Origin of the sequence: Pseudomonas sp. 2VD (assembly GCF_005503585.1) — a bacterium.
Lineage (GTDB): Bacteria > Pseudomonadota > Gammaproteobacteria > Pseudomonadales > Pseudomonadaceae > Pseudomonas > Pseudomonas aeruginosa.
Genome location: NZ_SCND01000458.1, coordinates 1 through 4099, shown reverse-complemented (window position 1 = coordinate 4099; position 4099 = coordinate 1). Strand labels below are relative to the sequence as shown.

Sequence of the window (4099 nt, the reverse complement as noted above, 5' to 3'; positions counted from 1 at the left end):
GGCACACCACAGCCCGCCGCCGTCGTCCATGGACCACGGAGCGAGCGGCGTCTTGGACGGCGACGACTATTTCGCCGCCAGCGCCTACTACGAGAACGAGCCCTCCCATGCGCCGTTCGACGCTGCGCCAGGCTATGGCGAGGCGCAACCGCGCAAGAGCTGGAACAAGGACAAGAAGCCCTGGGACGGCAAGAAGTGGGATGGCAAGAAGAAGTGGGACAAAGGCGGCCGCGGCGACTTCAAGGCTCCGCAACGAACGCCGGTCAGCGTGGAGTCCACCACCCTCAACGCCCTGCGCACCTTGCTGCATCATCCGCAGCTGGCCTTGAAGGTCGACGATGCGGGCACCCTCGCCAGGGAGCAGGATACCTACGCCCAGTTGCTGGTGTCCCTGCTGGAAGCCCTGCAGAAGAACCCGCGGCAGAGCTCGATGCAACTCATCGCGCGCTGGCACGGCACGCCCCAGGGCCGCCTGCTGCAGGCCCTGGGCGAGAAGGAGTGGCTGATCGTCCAGGAGAACCTTGAAAAGCAGTTCTTCGACACCATTACTAAACTCTCCGAGAGCCAGCGTTTCGGCGAGCGGGAGGAGCGTTTACGCAGCGTCATGCAGAAGAGCTACAGTGAACTGACCGATGAAGAGAAAGCCTTGCTCAGAGAGCACTACAGTGTTGCCGCTTCATCGCCTTCCCAGAGCTGAACTGGCGCCTCAGCCCAGGCATCAGGTATAATCCTCTGCTTATTTTTTGCCCGCCAAGACCTTCAGTGGATAGGGTGTTATGTCCGGAAAAGCGCAACAGCAATCTCGTCTGAAAGAGTTGATCGCCCGAGGCCGTGAGCAGGGATACCTGACTTACGCGGAGGTCAACGACCACCTGCCGGAGGATATTTCCGATCCGGAACAGGTGGAAGACATCATCCGCATGATCAACGACATGGGGATCAACGTATTCGAGACAGCCCCGGATGCGGATGCCCTGTTGCTGGCCGAGGCGGATACCGACGAAGCCGCAGCGGAAGAAGCCGCAGCGGCCCTGGCCGCGGTGGAAAGCGACATCGGTCGCACCACCGACCCGGTGCGCATGTACATGCGTGAAATGGGTACCGTGGAACTGCTGACCCGCGAAGGCGAGATCGAAATCGCCAAGCGCATCGAGGAAGGCATCCGCGAAGTGATGAGCGCCATCGCCCAGTTCCCGGGCACGGTGGACAGCATCCTGGCCGACTACAATCGCATCGTCGCCGAAGGCGGTCGCCTCTCCGATGTCCTCAGCGGCTATATCGATCCCGATGACGGCAGCCTGCCCGCCGAAGAGGTGGAGCCGGTCAACCTGAAGGACGATTCCGCCGACTCGAAAGAGAAGGACGACGAGGAAGAAGAAAGCGACGACAGCAGCGACAGCGACGACGAAGGCGACGGCGGTCCGGATCCGGAAGAAGCCCGCCTGCGTTTCACCGCGGTCTCCGAGCAGCTCGACAAGGCCAAGAAGGCCCTGAAGAAGCACGGTCGCGGCAGCAAGCAGGCCACCGCCGAACTCACCGGCCTGGCCGAGCTGTTCATGCCGATCAAGCTGGTGCCCAAGCAGTTCGACGCCCTGGTCGCCCGCGTGCGCTCCGCCCTGGAAGGCGTGCGCGCCCAGGAACGCGCCATCATGCAGCTCTGCGTGCGTGACGCGCGCATGCCGCGTGCCGACTTCCTGCGCCTGTTCCCGAACCACGAGACCGACGAGAAGTGGGTCGACAGCGTCCTGAAGAGCAAGCCGAAGTACGCCGAGGCCATCGAGCGCCTGCGCGACGACATCCTGCGCAACCAGCAGAAGCTGGCGGCCCTGGAAAGCGAGGTCGAGCTGACCGTCGCCGAGATCAAGGAAATCAACCGCGCGATGTCGATCGGCGAAGCCAAGGCTCGCCGGGCGAAGAAGGAAATGGTCGAGGCCAACCTGCGCCTGGTGATTTCCATCGCCAAGAAGTACACCAACCGCGGCCTGCAATTCCTCGACCTGATCCAGGAAGGCAACATCGGCCTGATGAAGGCGGTGGACAAGTTCGAATACCGTCGCGGCTACAAGTTCTCCACCTACGCCACCTGGTGGATTCGCCAGGCGATCACCCGTTCGATCGCCGACCAGGCACGCACCATCCGCATCCCGGTGCACATGATCGAGACGATCAACAAGCTCAACCGCATCTCCCGCCAGATGCTCCAGGAAATGGGTCGCGAGCCCACCCCGGAAGAGCTTGGCGAGCGCATGGACATGCCTGAGGACAAGATCCGCAAGGTACTGAAGATCGCCAAAGAGCCGATCTCCATGGAAACCCCGATCGGTGACGACGAAGATTCGCACCTGGGCGATTTCATCGAGGACTCCACCATGCAGTCGCCGATCGAGATGGCGACCAGCGAGAGCCTCAAGGAATCCACCCGCGAAGTCCTCGCCGGCCTCACTGCCCGGGAAGCCAAGGTGCTGCGCATGCGCTTCGGCATCGACATGAACACCGACCACACCCTCGAGGAAGTCGGCAAGCAGTTCGATGTGACCCGCGAGCGGATCCGCCAGATCGAAGCCAAGGCGTTGCGCAAGCTGCGCCATCCGTCGCGAAGCGAGCACCTGCGCTCCTTCCTCGACGAGTGACGAACGAACCCCCGGCCTGAAAAACCGGGGGTTTTTCTTTGCCGCTTGCCCCGCCGCCCGGCGTCTACACTTCCGCTTATATTCCCGTCCACCGCGAGACCGCCTCATGCAGCGTCTGCAGGCCGTGCTTCTCCTGTGTCTGGCCTGCTGCTGGCCGGGGCTGGCCGGCGCCCTCACGCTCACGCCCGAGGAACGGGCCTGGCTGGCCGAGCACCCGAGCATCCGCCTGGGCGTGGACACCTCCTGGCCGCCATTCGAGTTCCGCGACGAACAGGGCCGCTACCAGGGACTCGCCGCCGGCTACGTCAGCCTGCTGCAGGAACGCCTGGGCGTCAGCCTGACGCCTGTCGAACCGAAGACCTGGACGCAGGTCCTGGAGCAGGCCAAGGACGGTCGGCTGGACCTGCTGCCCGGCATCATGGCTACCCCGGAGCGCCAGGAGTATCTGAGCTTCACCCGGCCCTACCTGGACTTCCCGATCATCATCCTGGCACGCAAGAACGGCCCGATGCCGAAGCGCATCGACGAGCTCTACGGACTCAAGGTCGCGGTGGTCGACCACTATGCTCCTCACGAACTGCTGATCGCCCAGCATCCCGACCTCACCCTGCTGCCGCTGCCTTCGGTAGCGGCAGCCCTGCAGGCGCTGGCCACCGGCCAGGCCGACGCCTTCGTCGGCGACTTCGCCTCCAGCGTATGGAACCTCCGCCAGCTCAAGCTCAACGGCCTGGAGATCAGCGGCGAGACGCCATACCGCTACCAACTGGCGATGGCCGTGCCGCGCGGACAACCGATCCTCGCCGGGATCATCGACAAGGTCCTCGCCGACCTCAGCGCCGAGGAGATCGAGCGACTCCAGGCCCCCTGGGTCGGCGGCCTGCTCGACCGACGTCCGGCCTGGCGCGAGATGGCGACCTACGGCCTTCCCATCGTCCTGCTGATCCTGGTCTCGGTCGCCATACTGCTGGCCATGAATCGCCGCCTGCGCCGCGAGGTGAGTCGCCGGCGGCAATTGGAGCGCGAACTGCGCGACAGCGAACAGCACTACCGGGGACTGGTGGAAAGCCTGAATGCCATCGCCTGGGAAATGCGCCTCGAGGAGAACCGCTTCACCTACGTCTCGCCCCACGCCGAACGCCTGCTCGGCTATCCCCTCGGCGAATGGCTGCAGCCGGGCTTCTGGCAGCGGACCCTGCACCCCATGGACGCCGAGTACGCCATCCACTACTGCATGAGCGAAAGCCAGGCCGGACGCGACCACAGCTTCGACTACCGGATGCTCGCCGCCGACGGCCGGGTGGTCTGGATTCGCGATCTGGTCACCCCGATCGCGCAAGGCCGGGACCTGCTCCTGCGCGGTCTGATGATCGACATCACCGAGGCCAAGCTCACCGAGCAGGCCATGCGCCTGTCCGAACAGAAGTTCGCTTCGGTGTTCCACCACTGTCCGGACATGGTGGTACTGGCCA

2 protein-coding genes and 1 pseudogene are annotated in these 4099 nt (G+C 64.2%); all 3 read left to right on the top strand.

Features of this window, described 5'->3' with window-relative positions:
- Positions 1 to 697 (top strand): annotated as a pseudogene (locus FFS27_RS29635) (DNA primase); the annotation flags it as partial.
- 79 nt (positions 698 to 776) lie between these two features.
- A complete protein-coding gene (gene rpoD / locus FFS27_RS29630; protein ID WP_003085035.1) occupies positions 777 to 2630 on the top strand; it encodes an RNA polymerase sigma factor RpoD in 1854 nt (617 codons plus the stop codon).
- A gap of 106 nt (positions 2631 to 2736) precedes the next feature.
- Positions 2737 to 4099: transporter substrate-binding domain-containing protein (locus FFS27_RS29625; RefSeq protein WP_137952407.1), on the top strand; the 1363-nt coding region annotated here is incomplete at its 3' end.

What these genes read in the sequence shown, in the direction of transcription:
- rpoD (WP_003085035.1), top strand. Translation starts at nt 777, where the DNA reads ATGTCCGGAAAAGCGCAACAGCAATCTCGTCTGAAAGAGTTGATCGCC.